This window comes from Mesorhizobium sp. M0029, from assembly GCF_040323735.1.
Lineage (GTDB): Bacteria > Pseudomonadota > Alphaproteobacteria > Rhizobiales > Rhizobiaceae > Mesorhizobium.
Window position 1 is genome coordinate 48,959 of the sequence record NZ_JAMYVF010000003.1, and the last position, 17,300, is coordinate 66,258.

Here is a 17,300-nt window from a genome sequence, read left to right on the forward strand (position 1 = left end):
CTCTGGAAAGGTTGTTGATGCCAGTTGTGCGCGGCAGGGACATCGAGGTCCTCTTTTCGGCGTCCGCGATCGCGCGGCGCAATCTCGAACTCGCCAAGGAGATCGCCGAGCACGACTATCACGACCTGCTGGTGATTTCGGTGCTGAAGGGCTCGTTCATCTTCGCCGCCGATTTGATCCGCGCCATGCACGATGTCGGGCTGTCGCCCGAGGTCGAGTTCATCTTCATTTCCAGCTATGGCGCCGGCACCACCAGCGGCGAGGTGAGGGTGCTGCGCGACATCGACAATGAGGTCGCCGGCCGCGACGTGCTGCTGATCGATGATATCCTGGAATCCGGCAAGACGCTGTCCTTCACCCGCAACCTGATGCTGTCGCGGGGCGCCAAAAGCTGCGCCATCGCGGTGCTGCTGGACAAGCGCATGCGCCGCCAGACGGAGCTGAACGCCGACTATGTCGGCTTCGACTGTCCCGATTACTTCGTCGTCGGCTACGGCATGGACGTCGCTCACGCTTTTCGCGAACTGCCGTTTGTCGGTGTCGTCAAAGGCGATGCCTGAGAAAAGGCCCCCGACGCTTCAAATTTTCAGAAAAAGTCAACTTTTGCCCGCCAAATTCCGGCCCATGGCAAAGCTTCTGATCGTCGAGGACGATGAGTCCGTCCGCACCCTCGCCGCCCGCGCGCTCGAACGCGCCGGGCACTCGATCGATATCGCCGCCGACGGCGCGCAGGGGCTGGCGATGGTCAGTGCTGCAGGCGGCGGTTACGACCTCGTCGTCTCCGATATCCGCATGCCGGAAATGGATGGCATCGAGATGGCGATCGCCGCAGCCAGGCTTTTCCCTGACATGAAGATCCTGCTGATGACCGGCTATGCCGACCAGCGCGAGCGCGCCGAGGAATTGAACGGCATCATTATCGACGTCGTGCAAAAGCCTTTCACGCTGGCCGAAATCCGCTCGCGGGTCGACCAGGCGCTCGCCTGCTTCGCCTGACACGCTTCAGGCGGCATCCTGAGACGCGGCGAGGACAGGCGCAGCGCTCCGGCGCCGTTCGGTGTTGAGCGCCAGCAGACCGGCGCCGATGATCAGCGCCGCACCGATGGCGGTGGTCGAGCGCGGCACCTCGTCGAAGAACAGGAAGCCCCACAGCGGTGACCAGATGATGCCGGTGTATTCGAATGTGGCGACGCGGTTGGCGGGCGCCAGCCTGTAGGCCTGCGACAACAGGATCATGCCCGCCGAAGCGACGAAGCCGCAGGCGGCCATCTTGAGGAAATCCGGGGTCGTCGGCCAGACCCACGGCCGCACCAGGAATTCGAGGCTGGGGTGGACAGCATGGGTTATGCCGGCAAGCCAGAATGTGCCGGCAACCGCAGCGGCGCCGACCAGATAGGCGCCGTTCTGGTAGAAGGCCATGACGGTGGAGGATTCGGTGTCGCCAATCTTGCGCGCCATCAGCTGTGAAAAGCCGTAGAGCAAAGCCGAGCCCAACGAAAGCAGCGCCGCCCAGTCGAACAGGCCGGCGCCCGGGCGCAGCATCACGACCACGCCCAGCATGCCGATCAGCACGGTGGCGAGAGCCTGCCAGGATACCCGCTCGCCGAGATAGGGCCCGGCCATTGCCATGATGAACAGGGGCGCCATGAAATAGAGCGCCACCGCGTCGGCGAGCGGCAAGGCAGCGATCGCCAGATAGTAGACCGTATAGGAGGAGAACTGGATGAAGGCGCGTATCGTCAGCAGGCCGAACCGCTTCGAGACAATGGCCCGCAGGCCGACATCGGCGCGAACGAGAACGACCAGGATCGGCAAAGCGACGATCGAGCGGATCCACATCACCTCGGTCACGGGATAGCCGGCCGACACCGCCTTGACCAGCGGGTCCTGGAGCGAGAACACCAGCACGCCAAGGCACAGGCTGATGATGCCGAGAACGATCCGGTTGCGCATGTTGTTCTGCCGGCCCTTGCCTTAACTGCCCGCAGCCGCCCGGCCATGGGGTAAAAAGAACCCGCCACCGTTTCTGGCAGCGGGTATGAGTGAGGACTCTTTGATTGGTCCGCAGCCGATTTCGCGGCGGCATATCCAATGGGTGAGCGGACTATGCTGCGGCGTTTGACATGTTGCAAACGAATTGGAATGATACCAGCGATCAAATTTGCTTATGACGGATTCGATGCGGCCAGCCCTCGACAGCGATCTCCTGCGCACCTTCGTCGCCATTGCCGAAGCGGGCAATTTCACCCGGGCGGCGGAGCAGGCCGGGCGCACCCAGTCGGCGGTGTCGATGCAGATGAAGAAGCTCGAGGAGCTGGTCGGCGACAGCCTGTTCGAACGCGGCTCGCGCGGCGTGGCGCTGACGCGCCGTGGCGGCGAGCTGATCGTCAATGCCCGCCGCATCGTCTCTCTGCTCGACGAGACGGCGGCATCGATGGCGGCGGCACCGCTTGGCGGGCCTGTGCGCATCGGCATTCCCGAGGAATATGGTCACGCCATCCTGTCGCGCGCGCTCGGCGCCTTCTCGAAGCGTCACACCAAGGTCGAGGTCACCGTGCGCTATGCACATTCGGGCGCCCAGCTGGCAGCGTTGGCGGCCGGTGAACTCGACCTCGCCGTGGTGTTCGAATGGCAGGATCCTTCCGGCGGCGAGGTGCTGATGCACGATCCGACCGTGTGGGTGACATCGAGCCTGCATCACATGCATGAGGAGCGGCCGGTGCCGATCGCGCTCTACAACCGGGCCGGCTGGTGCAAGGACTTTGCCATCAAATCGCTTGAGCAGCGTGGGCTGGCCTACCGTGTCGCCTATACCAGCGACACCACCGGCGGCCTGAAGCTCGCCGTCACCTCTGGCCTGGCGATCGCGCCGATCTCGCACAGCAATATTCCGGATGGCTGTCGTGAACTCACCGCCGCGGACGGGTTCGGCCACATCGATTCCTCGAATGTGGTGATGCATCGCAACCCCAATGCCTCAGGCGGGGCGATCGACGGCATGCAGGAAGCAATACGCGAGGCGTTCGTCAACCGGCCGGCTTAGTCTGTTGCATCCTCGTAGAAATGCAGCCGATTGCCGAAGGGGTCGCCGACCGACACTTCACGGGTCTGCCACGACGTGGTTTCGAGGCCCGGCCGGGCGTAGCGATATCTCTTGCCGATCAGTTCGCGGTGCAATGCCGCGATGTCCTCGACCTTGATGCGCATGGCTATACCCGGCGCGCCGTCGCCATGATGTTCGCTCAGATGCAGGACACAGCCGTCGCGGATTACACCCATGTAGAGCGGCGCATTGTCGTCGAAGCGGTGCTCGAACTCGACCTTGAAGCCGAGAAAGTCGACATAGAATTCGCGTGCCTTGGCGATGTCGAAGATGCGCAGGATGGGCGTGACGGCACCGAGTTTCGGCATGGCGCTGATACCATTCAGTTCGACGGATGTTGCCTTGGAGGCTACTTCAGCTCCAGCAGCCGCTCGAGGTAGCTGCGCTCGATGTCGGGGCTGAGCGCGTTGCCGAGCCGCTTGCGAATCGCCTCGAGAATCTGGCGGGCGCGCTGCACGTCGATCTCGTCGGGCACCTTCACCGAATCGCCGAAATCGGGTCCGCGGCTGGCGCGTGGCCGGCCCAGCGGATCGCGGCCGGCGTCCTGTTGGCTGCCGCCTTCCTGGCTGCCGCCCTGGTCCCCCTGCATCGCCTGCAGCTGCTTCATCATCTCCTTGGCGCCCTTGCGCAGCGCTTCCAGCGCGCGACCCTGGTGGCCGACTGCCTGGTCGCCTTCGCCTTCGCCAAGCGACTTTTCGGCATTGCCCATGGATTTGCCAGCGTCGCCAAACCCCTCATTGGGCTGCATGCCCATGCCTTCCAGGCCCTTCTTCAGCTTGTCGAGTTCGCTCTGCAACTGGCCCTGGCCTTCCTGCAGCTGCTTCATCGCATCGGCGAATTCCTGCGGTGTCATCGACTTCGGCCGGGCGAGAGGATCGCGATCCTTGCCGACGCCCGGCTGGTCCGGGTCGTCGCCATTGCCTTCGCCGGGCTGCTGATTATCTCCGCGCTGCATCTGGTCCATGCGGTAGGTGTCGTTCATCATCTCCTGCTGGCGGCGCATGATCTCGCCCAGCTTGTCCATCTGCTGGCGCATCTCGCTGTCCTGCTCGCCGCCTTGCTGCTGACGGCCGGCCTGCAGGTTGTTCATCATGTTTTCCAGCTGCGACAGCAGCTCCTGCGCCTTGTCGCGGTCGCCTGATTTCGCCAGGTTCTCGATCTGGTCCATCATGCGGTCGATATCACTCTGACGCAGCTCGCGACCATTCTGTTGCATCTGCGGCGCGTTCGGGTTCTGCTTGGCGCGCTCGGCGAATTCCTGCAGGAATTCGTTCATCGCCTCGCGCAGTTCCTTCATCGCCTTTTCGATCTCTTCGTCGCTGGCGCCGCGCTTGATGGCGTCCTGCAGCGCCTGCTGGGCCTGGCGGAGCCGCTTTTCGGCGGACGAGAGATTGCCTTCCTCGATGCCGAGCGCGATTTCCCAGAGATAGGCAACCTCGTTGCGCAACTGATCGTCGCTGTCCGACATCTTCAGCCGGCTGCGGGCGCTCATGATGGCGAGGTAATGCGACATGTTGTCGAACGTGTCCTCGGGCCGCAGCGTGATGGCGTCCATCAGGTCGAGCACGCGCGGCTTGGCATTGGCGTCGAGCGCCAGCAGGCGGCGCTGCTCGACCACCGCCCGCGCCAGCGGGTTGGCGAAGGGCCGCTCCGGCATCACAATAGTCTTGGTCTCGCTGGTCGCGGTGTGTCCGGCATCGTCGGTGGCGACAAGCGACAGCTTGATGCTGGCGCCGGCCCAGACGTGCTCGGTGAGGTCCTTGGTGGTCTTGGCGGCGTTCGCCTTGCCGCCGCGGCGCGGCAGCGCCAGCGGCAGGTCAGGCGGACCGTAGAGCGGATGCGCATCGGGCGCCGCCGGATCGGCCAGCGCGAAAACCGCCTTTGCGGTGGCCGCGCCATAGTCGTCGTCGATCTGGTAGTTGAGCTCGAAGGCGCCGTTGACGGCGCGCTTGGGCTCGCCGACGAAGCGGATCGTCGGCGGCTTGTCGGGGATCACCGCGAAGGCCCAGCGACCGAGATCGGCTTCGCCCGACTTCAGCGTCAGCGTGCCGTCGGCGGTCAGCTTGCCGGTGAACTGGCGCAGCTGGGGGGTCGCCGGGTTGACCGCCGCTGCCTTGACGGCCGCCACCTGTGGTCCCGACGGGTCGATGGCGCGAGCATTGCCGCCCTTGTCGGCAAAGCTTAGCGTTTCCTCGCCGGAGCCGCCGGTCACGCGCAGCGAGACGTCGCTGCCTTGCGGCACGGTGAAGGTGGCAACCGCCTGCAGGGCGTTGCCATCGATGACTGGCGCGGTCAAGAAGATGGGCGGCTTGCCGGTATAGGCCGGCGGGGTCACCCAGGCATCGATGCGCGGCGGTACGATGTCGCGCGCCGCATGGGCACTGAAACCATCGGACATCCTGCCGCCGGACGGTCCGAAGGAGAAGGCAAAAGCGGTGACCAACAGCAGCGCCGCCACGGCACGCAATGCCCACGGATCGCGCTCCGGCACGCGGGTACGCGGCAGGTCGGCGCCAAGGCTGCCGAGCTTGTCGGCCATGCGCTTTTGGTGTTCGCGCCACAACGCCTGGGAAAAGATGCTTTCCTTGCCGCTGGGACGGTCGGTCTGCACCAGCACCGGGCTGTGCTGCAACTGGTTGGCGGCCTCGACACGGCGGTCGATTTCAGCGGCGGATGGAAGCTTGAAGAAACGCAGCGGATAGAGCGCCGCCAGCGTGGCAATACCGAACGCCGTGACCAGGATAATGCGCGCAATGTCAGGCAGCCGGGGGAAAAGGCCGAGCCAGGAGAGGCTGAGAAACAGGCTGGCGACGATGAGCAGCGGCAGAAGCAGCGGCCAGCCGCGCTCGACCGTCATCGAGACCCGTGTCGCCAGCCGGCTCAGGGCAAGCCGCCCGGCCAGGCTGCGATCGCCACTGGAAATGGGGCGTTCCGTCATCGGCCCTTCCTGCCCGGGCGGGATAGCCCGGACTCAACAAGCAGAAGTTTACCAGCAAACACGGCAAAGGCGAGGCGGTTCCGGAAAACTTGAAAAGCTTTGACGGGTTTGCGTCCCACTTCAGTCGAAGCAAGGTTTAGAATTTCGCCGGATCGGTATTCGAGCCGCAGACAAGGACGGCGATCCGCTCGCCCGGCGCCGGCGTGTAGCGGCCGGACAGCAGCGCTGCGAAGGCCGCTGCGCCGCCCGGCTCGGCGATGATCCGCACCCGCTCCCACAGCGCCTTTTGCGCGGCGATGATGGCGTCGTCGGTGACCAGGATGGAGCGTTCGACGAAGGCCTCGGCGATCGGGAACATCATCTCGCCGACGCGTTTGGGCGCCAGCGAATCGGCGGCGACGCCTTCGGCCGGCGCATCGACGGGGTGGCCGGCTTCGAAGGCGCGATGCAGCGTCGGCGCGCCTTCGGGCTCGATGGCGATGATCCTGATGCGGCCGGCAAACCAGGCGGCGATGCCGCCGATCAGGCCGCCGCCGCCGACAGCGACCAGCAGCGTGTCGATGTCGGGCAGATCGTTTTCGATTTCGAGGCCGAGCGTGCCTTGGCCGACCAATGTTTCCTCCTGGTTGAAGGCATGGATCTGCAGCGCGCCGGTCTTTTCGGCAAAAGCCTCGCTGGCGGCCAGCGCCTCGGCATAGCGGGCGCCGCCGACGATCAGTTCGGCGCCGTAGCCGCGGATGCGCTGCAGCTTGGCCGCCGGGCTGACTTCGGGAACGAAGATCGTCGCCTTGTGGCCAAGCCGCATGGCGGCATAGGCGACCGCAGCACCATGATTGCCGCCCGAAGCCGCAACCACGCCGGCCGCAGGCACCGGCCGTTCGAGCAGATTGGTGAAGGCGCCGCGCGCCTTGAACGAGCCGGAATGCTGCAGGCATTCGAGCTTGAGGTCAACCGCCTGCGGCGGCCGGTCGAAATCGGCCATGTCGACGCGCAGCACCGGCGTGTGCCTGATATAGGGGCGGATGCGCGGTTCCATCGCGGCGATGCGTTCGCGCGTGACGGTGTTGCCGTTCGTCATGACCATCTCCTTGGGATTGACAGCAATTAGTAACTTGGCAAAATGGCTAAATGCAAGAGGTTGATGTCTTCAAGGCGATCGCCAACGAACGCAGGCTGCAGATCCTCGACTGGCTGAAGGATCCGCAGGCCCATTTCCCGGCCCAGGCAGATGGCGATCTGGTCGAGGACGGCGTTTGCGCGCTGCTGATCGCGGAGAAGCTCGGCATTACACAGGCGACGCTCTCCGAACATATGCGCGTGCTTACCCAGGCCGGCCTGCTGCGCCCCAAGCGCATCAAGCAATGGACGTTCTACCGCCGCGACGAGGACAGGATCGCCGACACAAGGATGCTCATCCAGAACCGGCTGTAGCGCAGCCGGCGCTGCGGCTTCTATTTCAGCCAGTCGGGCACCGAATCCAGGCCGATCAGCTCGTCATAGGTCTGGCGCCGGCGCACGACGTGGAAACGGTCGCCGTCGACCAGAACCTCAGGCACAAGTAGGCGGGTGTTGTAGGTGCCGGATTGCACCGCGCCATAGGCGCCGGCGGTGGTGACGGCAATTAGGTCGCCAGACTTGAGCCGGGGCAGGTCACGGTCGAGGCCGAGATAGTCGCCTGTCTCGCAGACCGGGCCGACGACATCGACCGCCATGCGCGGCGTGTCGGCCGGCGGCTGCACCACCGGCTTGATGTCGTGGAAGGCATCGTAGAGCGTCGGCCGGATCAGATCGTTCATGGCGGCGTCGACGACGAGGAAGTTCTTGGCGTCGCCTTCCTTCACGAAGATCACTTCCGAGACCAGGATGCCGGCATTGCCGACGATCAGCCGGCCCGGCTCGAACATCACCTTCACTCCAAGCTTTGTCAGATGCTTCCTGACGATCTCGGCATAGGCATCGGGCAAAGGCGGCGGGCTGTTGTCGGTGCGGTAGGGGATGCCGAGGCCGCCGCCGAGATCGACATGCTCGACGGCGTGGCCATCGGCGCGCAGCGCGCCGACCAGTTCCGCCAGAAGCGCGAAAGCATCGTCAAAGGGCTGCAACTCGGTGATCTGGCTGCCGATATGGGTATCGATGCCGATGGGCTTGGTGCCCGGCAGCCCGGCCGCGCGGGCATAGACCTGGCGCGCCCGTTGCCAGGGAATGCCGAACTTGTTCTCGGCCTTGCCGGTGGAGATCTTCCTGTGCGTCCTGGCGTCGACATCCGGGTTGATGCGCAGCGACACCGGCGCCACCTTGCCGAGCGCGGTGGCGCGGGCCGACAGCAATTCAAGCTCCGGCTCGGATTCGACATTGAAGCAGAGAATGCCGGCCTCGAGCGCGAAATCCATCTCGCGCGCGGTCTTGCCGACACCGGAAAACACGATCTTGTTGGCCGGGATTCCGGCGGCGAGCGCGCGGCGCATTTCGCCTTCCGAGACGGTATCGGCGCCGGCGCCGAGCTTTGCCAGCGTCCGCAGCACCGCCTGGTTGGAATTCGCCTTCAAGGCGTAACAGACCAGCGTGTCGAGCCCGGCAAAGGCCCCGGCGAACACCCGGTAGTGTCTGGTCAAGGTTGCCGTCGAATAACAATAGAACGGCGTGCCGACGCTTGCGGCGATGTCTGGTATCGCCACGTCCTCGGCATGGAGCACGCCGTCGCGGTAATCGAAATGGTTCACGAGAGTGTTTCCGGAAGTTGGAGCACGAGACCTGGTTAGCACGAGACCTGGTCAGAAAGACCAAGCCGGTCTCATCGGCCCTAGATCAGCGGGTCGAGGATGAATTTCTTGTCCACGACCGGTTTTTCCGGCTCCGGCGGCACCGGCTGTTTGGCGCGCTCGGCGTCCTTGCGGGCCTGGACGGCCGCTTCATAGGGCGTGTCGAGACCAGCCTTACGGCCGCAAGCGGTCACGGCAGCCATCGCCGTCAGCAGCGTCAGCGTCACCAAAATCCTGCTTGCGGTCATCGATCCATCCGTCCGAAACTTTATGTGCTGCGCTTTTAACCGAGTTTTAGGCGCATTGCACCCCGGCATCATGCCTTGGCGATGCGCTTTTTCCAGCTGCGGATCTGCTTCCTGACCTCCGACGGCGCCGTGCCGCCGAAACTGGTGCGGCTCTTCACCGAATTCTGCACCGCCAGAACCGAGAAGATGTCTGCCGTGATGCCGGGGTTGATCGACTGCAGATCCTCCAGCGACAGCTTTTCAAGGCTCACCTTCTTCTCTTCGGCCAACGCCACTGCGCCGCCGGTGACATGGTGTGCCTCACGGAAGGGCAGGCCCAGCGTTCGCACCAGCCAGTCGGCGAGGTCGGTCGCGGTCGCGTGGCCCGAGCTGGCGGCCTTCTTCATGGCGGCGGCATTGACCGTCATGTCGCGCACCATGCCGGTCATCGCCGCCAGCATCAGATCGAGCGTCTCGGCGGCGTCGAAGACCGATTCCTTGTCTTCCTGCATGTCCTTGCCATAGGTCAGCGGCATGCCCTTCATCACCGTCAGCAGCCCGACGAGATGGCCGGTGACGCGGCCGGTCTTGCCGCGCACCAGTTCGGCGGCGTCCGGGTTCTTCTTCTGCGGCATGATTGAGGAGCCGGTGGAGAAACTGTCCGACAGTCTGACAAAGCCGAATTGCGGCGTCGACCAGATGATGATTTCTTCGGCGAGCCGCGACAGATGCGTGGCGGAGATCGCCACCAGGCTCAAAAACTCCAGCGCGAAATCGCGGTCGGAGACGCTGTCCAACGAATTGCGCATCGGCTCGCGGAAGCCGAGCGCCTTGGCGGTCTTGTGGCGATCGATCGGAAAACTGGTGCCGGCAAGCGCTGCCGCGCCGAGCGGGCTTTCATCCATCCGCTCGATGGCGTCGCGGACGCGCGACAGGTCGCGCGAAAACATCTCGACATAGGCCATGCAATGGTGGCCGAAGGTCACCGGCTGCGCCGCCTGCATGTGGGTGAAGCCGGGCATCACGGTCGCCGCATGCTCCTCGGCGCGATCGAGCAAGGCTGAGATCAGCCCCTTCAGCGCCTCGGCGACGCGAAAGCACTCGTCCTTGACCCAGAGCCGGAGATCCACCGCCACCTGGTCGTTGCGTGACCGCGCCGTGTGCAGGCGGCCGGCGGCCGGGCCGATCAGATCGGCAAGGCGGGCCTCGATGTTCATGTGAATGTCTTCCAGCCGGGTCGAGAACTCGAACGTGCCGGCCTCGATCTCTTTTAGGATCGTGTTCAGCCCGTGAGCGATTTTTTCTTGATCGGCCGCCGAAATAATGCCCGTTTCAGCCAACATCTCGCTGTGGGCGACCGAACCTCTTATGTCTTGGGCATAGAGTTTGCGGTCGAACGAGATCGATGCGTTGATCGCTTCCATGATCGCGGCCGGACCCGAGGCAAAACGTCCGCCCCACATCTGGTTGCTGGCCTTCTTGTCGCTCATCGCTATAACCCGTGCTCCGGAGCAGTCTTAGAAAAATGGCAGACGGTAACAGATACTTCCCGGCCCCGCGCCTGATCCTCGCCGCTTTGCTGGCGGGCGTGCTGGCCGGCGCGGTCGCGGTATATGTCAGCGAGAGCGGGTCTGGCAACAACGCAGCCACCGGCAGCGCACCTGCGGCCGGCGCGGGCAACAGCAAGGACGATGTCGCCTGCGCCGCCAAGAGCGACCGCGCCAAAAAGGTTGCCGCCGCAGCCACCGGCCAGGTGGCGGCATTGCTGCCCGCCGATCCGCCGCAATCGCTGAAAAGCCTCGCCTTCAACGGCCCAGACGGCAAGCCGATGACGATCGCCGATCATGTCGGCAAGACCGTGCTGCTCAACTTGTGGGCGACGTGGTGCGCGCCCTGCCGCGCCGAAATGCCGGCGCTCGATACGCTGCAGAAGGAAAAGGGCAGCGATGCCTTCGAAGTGGTCGCGGTCAATGTCGATGCCGGCGACGATGTGAAGCCGAAGAAGTTCCTCGCCGGTATCGGCATCGGGTCGCTCGGCTACTACCGCGATTCGACGCTGGCGCTGTTCAACGACGTCAAGACGCGTGGCTTGGCGCTAGGCCTCCCCGTCACCATGCTGATCGATGGCGAAGGCTGCCTGGTCGCGCATATGAACGGACCGGCCGAATGGTCGGGACCGGATGCCAAGCGCCTGGTCGAGGCCGCACTCGCCCCTTAGGATGAGCGCAGGGCCGCCGCCGGCGGCAGCATCAAGATGCTGCCGCCCCGTTGTTTGACGCTGGCGTCCTCTTGTGCCGCCGGCGCCGCGACGCCGGTCAGTTCGCTGAACGCCTCGATCGGGCTCGGCCGGCCTAGATAATAGCCCTGGCCGATCTCGCAGGCCTCGGCGTCGAGGAATTTCAGCTCGCCCAGCGTCTCGACGCCCTCGGCCAGAACCGGCAGGCCGAGACCGCGGCCAAGCCCCAGAACGGCGCGCACGATGGCTGCCACCTGGCCGTTGCTGTCGACTGATTTGATGAATGAGCCGTCGATCTTGATCTTGTCGAAGGGGAAGGCGCGGAGATTGGATAGCGAGGAGTAGCCGGTGCCGAAATCGTCCATCGCCACACGCACGCCAAGCGCCTTCACCTGGCGCAAGGTCGCCAGCGCGCGCGGCATGTCCTTGACCAGCGCCGTTTCGGTGATCTCGAGTTCGAGCCTGCCGGGCGTCAGGCCGGAGCCGAGCAGGACTTCATGCACCTTGCGGCTGAAATTCGGATTGTGGAGCTGCACCGCCGAGACATTGACCGCGACGGTGAGAGGGTTCTTCCAGCGCGCAGCCTCGGCGCAGGCCGTCGCCAGCACCCATTCGCCGATCTGGATGATGACGCCGCTGTCTTCGGCCACCGGGATGAAGGTCGCCGGCGACACGTCGCCGCGCTGCGGATGGCGCCAGCGGATCAGCGCTTCGAACCCGACCATCCGCCCGCTGCTGATCTCCTTTTGTGGCTGGTAGACGAGGCGAAACTCATCGCGCGCCATGGCCTGGCGCAGTTCGTGCTCCATCACGCGCCGGTCTCGCGCCTCGGCGCCCATCGAGGCCTCGAAGTAACGGTAGGTGTCCTTGCCCTCGGCCTTGGCGCGGTAGAGCGCGGTGTCGGCGTGGCTGACCAGGAGTGTCGGCTCATCGGCGTCGAGCGGATAAAGTGCAATGCCGATGCTGGCCGACACCAGCCCGCCACCGACCGACAGCCGGTTTTCCTCGCGCATGGCCGCCAGCACCGCCTCGGCGATGCGGCCGGCCGCCTGCGGATCGGGAAGGTTCGGAGCGATGATGGCGAACTCGTCGCCGCCGAGACGCGCCAGCATCTGTCCGTGGCGGAGCACGGCGGAGGCGCATAGCGCCACCTTCTGCAACATGGCATCGCCGGCGCCGTGCCCGAACAGGTCGTTCACTTCCTTGAAGCGGTCGAGGTCTAGCAGCAGCAGCGCAAGATGCCCACCCTTGCCGCCGCGGTCCATTGCGGCAATTTCGGCCTCGAGCCGGCCGGAGAAACTGCGGCGGTTGGGGAGCCCGGTCAGCGGGTCGAAATGGGCGAGGCGCAGGATCTCCTGCTCGGCCTTCCTGCGTTCGCGGATGTCGCGCACGGCGACCACGCTGTGCCGCTTGCCGCAATAGTCGATGCTTCTGGCGATAAGTTCGACGGGGATGGTGGCGCCGTCATGGGCTCTGAGTTCGGCTTCCTGTGCCTGTCCGCTGCAGTCGGACATGCCGGCCGCGGTGCGTTCGCCGAAGAGGTCGCCAAGCAGCATCGCGTTCAGCACTTCCGGCGCAATGCCGGTGAGTGCCGCGATGCTGTCATTGGCGCTGACGATGCGGGCGCCGTCGCAGACGATCAGCCCCTCGACGGCGGCGTTGGCGAGGCCGTGCATGCGCTCGGCCTCGAGCTTGTGACGCCGGAAGCGAAGGTCGATCCACAATGCTGCGGCTGAAAGCACCAGGATAGCCATGCTGACTGCAGCGGCGGCGAAGGCCTGCGACACCGGTTCGACCGTGAACTGCGATATCTCGATGGAGGAGTCCGGGAAGATCGACACCGCGCCCATGGCGATGAAGTGCAGGCTGCAGATCGCCAGCGTCAACAGGATGGCGGCGGCGATTGTGGCCTTCATGGACGGCCGTCGCAACACGACCAGCAGCGCCAGCGCGGCGAGGGTGACGCCTGTCAGCACCGAGACGCCGACCAGCAGCGGGTTCCAGACGATGCGCCCTTCGACCTCGAAGGCGGCCATGCCGATATAGTGCATGGCGGCGATACCAGCGCCGAGGACCGCGCCGCCGACCAGAGGGTAGTCGATGCCCCGGCGCAAGGTGGCGATCCACATGCCCGCAGCGGTCAGGGCGACGGAACCGGCGAGCGAAAGCGCCGACATTTCCGTATTGTAGGCGTTGGGGATTCCGGGAGAAAAGGCAAGCATTGCGATGAAATGCGTCGCCCAGATACCGAAGCCGGTGGAAGTGGCTGCTATCATCAGCCAGGTATAGCGGTTGCGCTCGCTCGAGCGGTCGACATGGCGAAGCAGGTTGACCGCCGAGAAGGAAGAAATACCGCAAATGAGCGCTGCCAGTGCGACCAGTCTCAGATCGTGCTCATGCACGATACAATTATAGACCGTCAGCATCTCGCCCCACCTGCTCTCCCACAGCAATCAAGCCGTCCACTTGATTAGTATGCCACGCTTGACGAAGAATCGGTTATGCGAACTACAACTACAGCGGGTTTTTCGGGTTGTACGTTGCGGCGATCCTGTTCTCATTCCAGACGCACGGTTACAGCAGCGCCTGGCGCGATGCCGCTCGGCCGATCTCGATCTGGCCGAGCGCCGGTTTGGCGGCCGCACGGTGCAGGTGCGTGGCGCTGTCACGCGGGCCCTTCACGCATCGCTGGGCGGTCGGCGATCCTTGCAGGCCCACCATGCCCCATTCTATCGCTGAGCCGGCTTGGCATTTCTCTCTGTCCTCGTTGCAAGGCGAGGGGGCGCGAAGTTAGCCGGGTATGAAATTCACGAAACAGCAACAAATCCGTTGTCCGATTGTCATCAGCGACACATATTGCGTTCGCGGGAGCGCCCCTTTCGCCAATGACAAACGGGAGATGAAACATGAAGTTGTTCGGCTTTGCGGCCGGTGTTGCCGCCACCTTGACCCTGCTTTCCACCACCTCCGCCTTCACCGCCACCCAGATCAGTTGGTGGCATGCAATGACCGGCGCCAATGCCGAGGTGGTCGACAAGATCGCCAAGGATTTCAATGCCAGCCAGAGCGACTATGAAATTCTCCCTGTTTTCAAGGGCACCTATCCCGAAACGCTGAATGCCGGCATCGCTGCCTTTCGTGCGGGGCAAGCGCCCGACATCATCCAGGTGTTCGACGTGGGTACCGGCGTCATGATGGCCGCCGAAGGTGCGATCAAGCCGGTGGCCGATGTGCTGACCAGCGCCGGCGTGACCTTCGACAAGAGCCAGTATTTGCCCGGCATCGTCGGCTACTATTCGAAGCCGGACGGGACCATGCTGTCCTTCCCCTATAATTCCTCGTCGCCCATCCTCTACTACAACAAGGATATCTTCCAGAAGGCCGGGCTTGATGTGAACAATCCGCCAAAGACCTGGAACGAGGTGTGGGAAGCCGCCAAGAAGATCAAGGCGAGCGGCGCCGCTTCCTGCGGCTATACCTCGACCTGGTTGACCTGGATCCACCTTGAGGCCTTCGCTGCCTGGAATGACGTTTCCTATGGCACCAACCAGAACGGACTTGCCGGAACCGACGTCGAGCTCAAGATCAATGCGCCGATCTTCGTCAATCATTTCCAGGCGCTCGCCGACCTGGCCAAGGACGGCACCTTCAAATATGGCGGCCGTACATCCGAAGCCAAGCAGATCTTTCTTGCCGGAGAATGCGGCATCTTCACCGAATCGTCGGGGGGTCTCGGTGACATCGTCAAGTCGGGCATGAACTACGGCATCGGCCAGCTTCCCTATGATAGTGACGCCAAGGGCGCGCCCCAGAACACCACGCCGGGCGGCGCCAGCCTGTGGGTGTTCGGCAACAAATCGGACGAGGAATACAAGGGCGTCGCGGCGTTCTTCTCCCACCTGTCCAAGACCGAAGTGCAGGAGTATCTGCATCAGAAGTCGGGTTATCTGCCGGTGACGCTCGCTGCCTATGAGGCGACCAAGAAGTCCGGCTTCTATGACAAGAACCCGGGCCGTGAGACGCCGATCCTGCAGATGCTGGGCAAGGCGCCGACCGAGAACTCGAAGGGCGTGCGCCTCGTCAACCTGCCGCAGGTGCGCGACATCGAGAATGAGGAGTTCGAGAAGATGCTGGCCGGCCAGCAGACTGCGCAGCAGGCGCTCGACAACGCGGTCGCACGCGGCAACAAGGCGATTCAGGAAGCGATCGGAAACTGAAGCGATTTGTCAGTTGAACCTCGTCCACGCGGACCCGCGTGGACGATTTCCTGAATAGCGAGGGAATCACCCTGTCTCCACGCGTCGTCTTCCCCAACAAGACCCTGCCTTACCTGCTGGTGGCGCCGCAACTCGCCATTACGCTGATCTTTTTCTACTGGCCGACCGGGCAGGCGCTCTACCAGTCGATGCTTAGGGAAGACCCGTTCGGGCTGAAGAGCAAGTTCGTCGGGCTCGCCAACTTTCGCAAGGTGCTGGCCGACCCGGCCTACCTCAACTCGATCAAAGTCACGCTGGTGTTCTCTCTGGCGACCGCGATCGTCGCCATGGGTGTGGCCCTGTTGCTTGCCGTCATGGCCGAGAAGGTGGTGCGCGGCAGAGGCCTTTATCGCACGCTGCTGATCTGGCCGTATGCGGTGGCGCCGGCGATTGCCGGCATGTTGTGGCTGTTTCTGTTCAACCCCTCGATCGGTTCGCTGGCCTACGCCTTGAGAGGTCTCGGCATCGCCTGGGATCCCTTGCTTAACGGAAACCAAGCCATGATCCTGCTGGTATCTGCGGCTGCCTGGAAGCAGATCAGCTACAATTTCCTGTTCTTCGTCGCCGGGCTGCAGGCGGTGCCGAAGACGTTGATAGAGGCGGCGGCCATGGACGGCGCCGGGGAGACGAAGCGCTTCTGGACCATCGTCTTGCCGCTGCTCGCACCGACGACCTTCTTCCTGCTGGTCGTCAACACTGTCTATGCGCTGTTCGACACTTTCGGTATCGTTCATGCCGTCACCGGCGGCGGGCCAGGCAAGGCCACCGAGACGCTGGTCTACAAGGTCTACAATGACGGTTTCGTCAATTTGATCCTCGGCGATTCGGCCGCGCAGTCGGTCATCCTGATGGTCATCGTCATCTCACTCACGGCCATCCAGTTCCGCTATGTGGAACGCAAAGTCCACTACGGTTGAGCGCGAGCGATGATTGGTCAGTCCCCGCTTCGCGCCCTCATCGCCCACGCCGTGCTCATCCTGGGCATCCTGATCGTCGCTTTCCCGATCTACTACACCTTCGTTGCCTCCACGCAGACGCTGCAGACCATCCTCAAGCCGCCATTGCCTCTTTTGCCCGGCGACCAGGTCTGGAACAATTACAGCGAGGCGCTGTTCGGCGGTGTCGGCCGCATCGGCGGCGTCAGTGTCGGCCGATTGCTGCTCAACACCACGATCATGGCGCTCGGCATCGCGGTGGGGAAGATTTTCATCTCGATCCTTTCGGCCTATGCGATCGTGTTCTTCCGTTTTCCGCTTCGGATGGTCTTCTTCTGGCTGATCTTCATCACACTGATGCTTCCCGTCGAGGTGCGCATCCTGCCGACCTACAAGGTGATGGTCGATCTCGGCATGATCGACACCTATGCCGGCCTGATCATTCCGCTGATCGCCTCGGCCACCGCCACGCTTCTGTTTCGCCAGTTCTTTATGACCATCCCAGGTGAGTTGGTGGAAGCGGCGCGTGTCGACGGCGCCGGACCATGGCGCTTCTTTTTCGACATCCTGCTGCCGCTGTCGCGCACCAACATCGCAGCACTGTTCGTCATCCTCTTCATCTATGGCTGGACGCAGTACCTGTGGCCGCTGCTCGTCACCAACAGCAACGACATGAACACCATCGTCATCGCACTTAGAAAGATGGTTTCCTTCGCCGATGCCGATACCCAATGGCATCTGGTCATGGTCACCGCGATGCTGGCCATACTGCCGCCGATCCTGATCGTGGTGCTGATGCAACGCTGGTTCGTGCGCGGACTTGTCGATTCCGAAAAGTGAGAAGCC

The 17,300-nt window shown here is 63.7% G+C and carries 17 protein-coding genes; 8 read left to right on the forward strand and 9 right to left on the reverse strand.

What is annotated here, in order from left to right; all coding sequences use genetic code 11:
• Positions 1 to 17: 17 nt before the first annotated feature.
• Both hpt and NKJ76_RS06280 read left to right on the forward strand, forming a co-directional pair.
• Positions 18 to 560 carry a hypoxanthine phosphoribosyltransferase gene (gene hpt / locus NKJ76_RS06275; protein WP_352537023.1) on the forward strand — a complete coding sequence of 181 codons (543 nt, stop codon included), beginning with the start codon at positions 18 to 20 and terminating at the stop codon, positions 558 to 560.
• 64 nt (positions 561 to 624) lie between these two features.
• Positions 625 to 996 (forward strand): response regulator, encoded by a 372-nt coding sequence (locus tag NKJ76_RS06280; RefSeq protein WP_023673316.1) that lies wholly within the window; start codon positions 625 to 627, stop codon positions 994 to 996.
• A 6-nt stretch (positions 997 to 1,002) separates the two neighbouring features.
• On the opposite strand, the gene NKJ76_RS06285 is transcribed toward NKJ76_RS06280, so the two are convergent.
• Positions 1,003 to 1,953 (reverse strand): DMT family transporter, encoded by a 951-nt coding sequence (locus tag NKJ76_RS06285; protein WP_352537024.1) that lies wholly within the window; start codon positions 1,951 to 1,953, stop codon positions 1,003 to 1,005.
• A gap of 226 nt (positions 1,954 to 2,179) precedes the next feature.
• On the opposite strand from NKJ76_RS06285, the gene NKJ76_RS06290 reads away from it, so the two are divergent.
• Positions 2,180 to 3,043, forward strand: coding sequence for a LysR family transcriptional regulator (locus NKJ76_RS06290; RefSeq protein ID WP_352537025.1), 864 nt, complete (start codon positions 2,180 to 2,182; stop codon positions 3,041 to 3,043).
• Here the strand turns inward: NKJ76_RS06290 and NKJ76_RS06295 are convergent.
• The 3 genes from NKJ76_RS06295 to NKJ76_RS06305 all read right to left on the reverse strand — a co-directional run bounded on the left by NKJ76_RS06295 (position 3,040) and on the right by NKJ76_RS06305 (position 7,119).
• Positions 3,040 to 3,411: a glyoxalase superfamily protein gene (locus tag NKJ76_RS06295; RefSeq protein WP_023685340.1), complete on the reverse strand. Its 372-nt coding sequence runs from the start codon at positions 3,409 to 3,411 to the stop codon at positions 3,040 to 3,042. The two genes, NKJ76_RS06290 and NKJ76_RS06295, sit on opposite strands and share 4 nt — an antisense overlap.
• A gap of 41 nt (positions 3,412 to 3,452) precedes the next feature.
• The gene (locus NKJ76_RS06300) at positions 3,453 to 6,041 is read right to left on the reverse strand and encodes a TIGR02302 family protein (RefSeq protein ID WP_352537026.1); all 2,589 of its coding nucleotides are present in this window, start codon (positions 6,039 to 6,041) and stop codon (positions 3,453 to 3,455) included.
• A 136-nt stretch (positions 6,042 to 6,177) separates the two neighbouring features.
• Positions 6,178 to 7,119, reverse strand: a complete 942-nt coding sequence (locus NKJ76_RS06305) for a threonine/serine dehydratase (protein ID WP_352537027.1) — start codon at positions 7,117 to 7,119, stop codon at positions 6,178 to 6,180.
• Positions 7,120 to 7,169: 50 nt separating this feature from the next.
• Between NKJ76_RS06305 and NKJ76_RS06310 the strand changes: the two genes are divergently transcribed.
• Entirely contained in the window at positions 7,170 to 7,472 is a 303-nt protein-coding gene (locus NKJ76_RS06310) for an ArsR/SmtB family transcription factor (protein ID WP_023694025.1), read from the forward strand.
• A gap of 20 nt (positions 7,473 to 7,492) precedes the next feature.
• On the opposite strand, the gene lysA is transcribed toward NKJ76_RS06310, so the two are convergent.
• From lysA to argH, 3 genes are all read right to left on the reverse strand, one after another.
• Positions 7,493 to 8,761 (reverse strand): diaminopimelate decarboxylase, encoded by a 1,269-nt coding sequence (gene lysA, locus NKJ76_RS06315; RefSeq protein WP_352537028.1) that lies wholly within the window; start codon positions 8,759 to 8,761, stop codon positions 7,493 to 7,495.
• Positions 8,762 to 8,841: 80 nt separating this feature from the next.
• Positions 8,842 to 9,048 (reverse strand): hypothetical protein, encoded by a 207-nt coding sequence (locus NKJ76_RS06320; protein ID WP_023673325.1) that lies wholly within the window; start codon positions 9,046 to 9,048, stop codon positions 8,842 to 8,844.
• A 68-nt stretch (positions 9,049 to 9,116) separates the two neighbouring features.
• Complete coding sequence (gene argH / locus NKJ76_RS06325; protein WP_352537029.1) at positions 9,117 to 10,517, reverse strand: argininosuccinate lyase; 1,401 nt, start codon at positions 10,515 to 10,517, stop codon at positions 9,117 to 9,119.
• Between the two features lie 35 nt (positions 10,518 to 10,552).
• On the opposite strand from argH, the gene tlpA reads away from it, so the two are divergent.
• Complete coding sequence (gene tlpA / locus NKJ76_RS06330; protein WP_352537030.1) at positions 10,553 to 11,245, forward strand: thiol:disulfide interchange protein TlpA; 693 nt, start codon at positions 10,553 to 10,555, stop codon at positions 11,243 to 11,245.
• Here the strand turns inward: tlpA and NKJ76_RS06335 are convergent.
• On the reverse strand, positions 11,242 to 13,689 hold the full coding sequence (locus NKJ76_RS06335; RefSeq protein ID WP_352537031.1) for a bifunctional diguanylate cyclase/phosphodiesterase: 2,448 nt from the start codon (positions 13,687 to 13,689) through the stop codon (positions 11,242 to 11,244). The genes tlpA and NKJ76_RS06335 overlap by 4 nt on opposite strands.
• A 148-nt stretch (positions 13,690 to 13,837) precedes the next feature.
• Positions 13,838 to 13,984 carry a hypothetical protein gene (locus NKJ76_RS06340; RefSeq protein ID WP_023685332.1) on the reverse strand — a complete coding sequence of 49 codons (147 nt, stop codon included), beginning with the start codon at positions 13,982 to 13,984 and terminating at the stop codon, positions 13,838 to 13,840.
• 185 nt (positions 13,985 to 14,169) lie between these two features.
• Here NKJ76_RS06340 and ugpB point away from each other — a divergent pair, with 185 nt between their 5' ends.
• The 3 genes from ugpB to ugpE all read left to right on the forward strand — a co-directional run bounded on the left by ugpB (position 14,170) and on the right by ugpE (position 17,294).
• Positions 14,170 to 15,480, forward strand: a complete 1,311-nt coding sequence (ugpB, locus tag NKJ76_RS06345; protein ID WP_023698705.1) for a sn-glycerol-3-phosphate ABC transporter substrate-binding protein UgpB — start codon at positions 14,170 to 14,172, stop codon at positions 15,478 to 15,480.
• 71 nt (positions 15,481 to 15,551) lie between these two features.
• Entirely contained in the window at positions 15,552 to 16,436 is an 885-nt protein-coding gene (gene ugpA / locus NKJ76_RS06350) for a sn-glycerol-3-phosphate ABC transporter permease UgpA (RefSeq protein WP_352537173.1), read from the forward strand.
• 9 nt (positions 16,437 to 16,445) lie between these two features.
• Complete coding sequence (ugpE, locus tag NKJ76_RS06355) at positions 16,446 to 17,294, forward strand: sn-glycerol-3-phosphate ABC transporter permease UgpE (protein ID WP_023698704.1); 849 nt, start codon at positions 16,446 to 16,448, stop codon at positions 17,292 to 17,294.
• Positions 17,295 to 17,300: the final 6 nt, after the last annotated feature.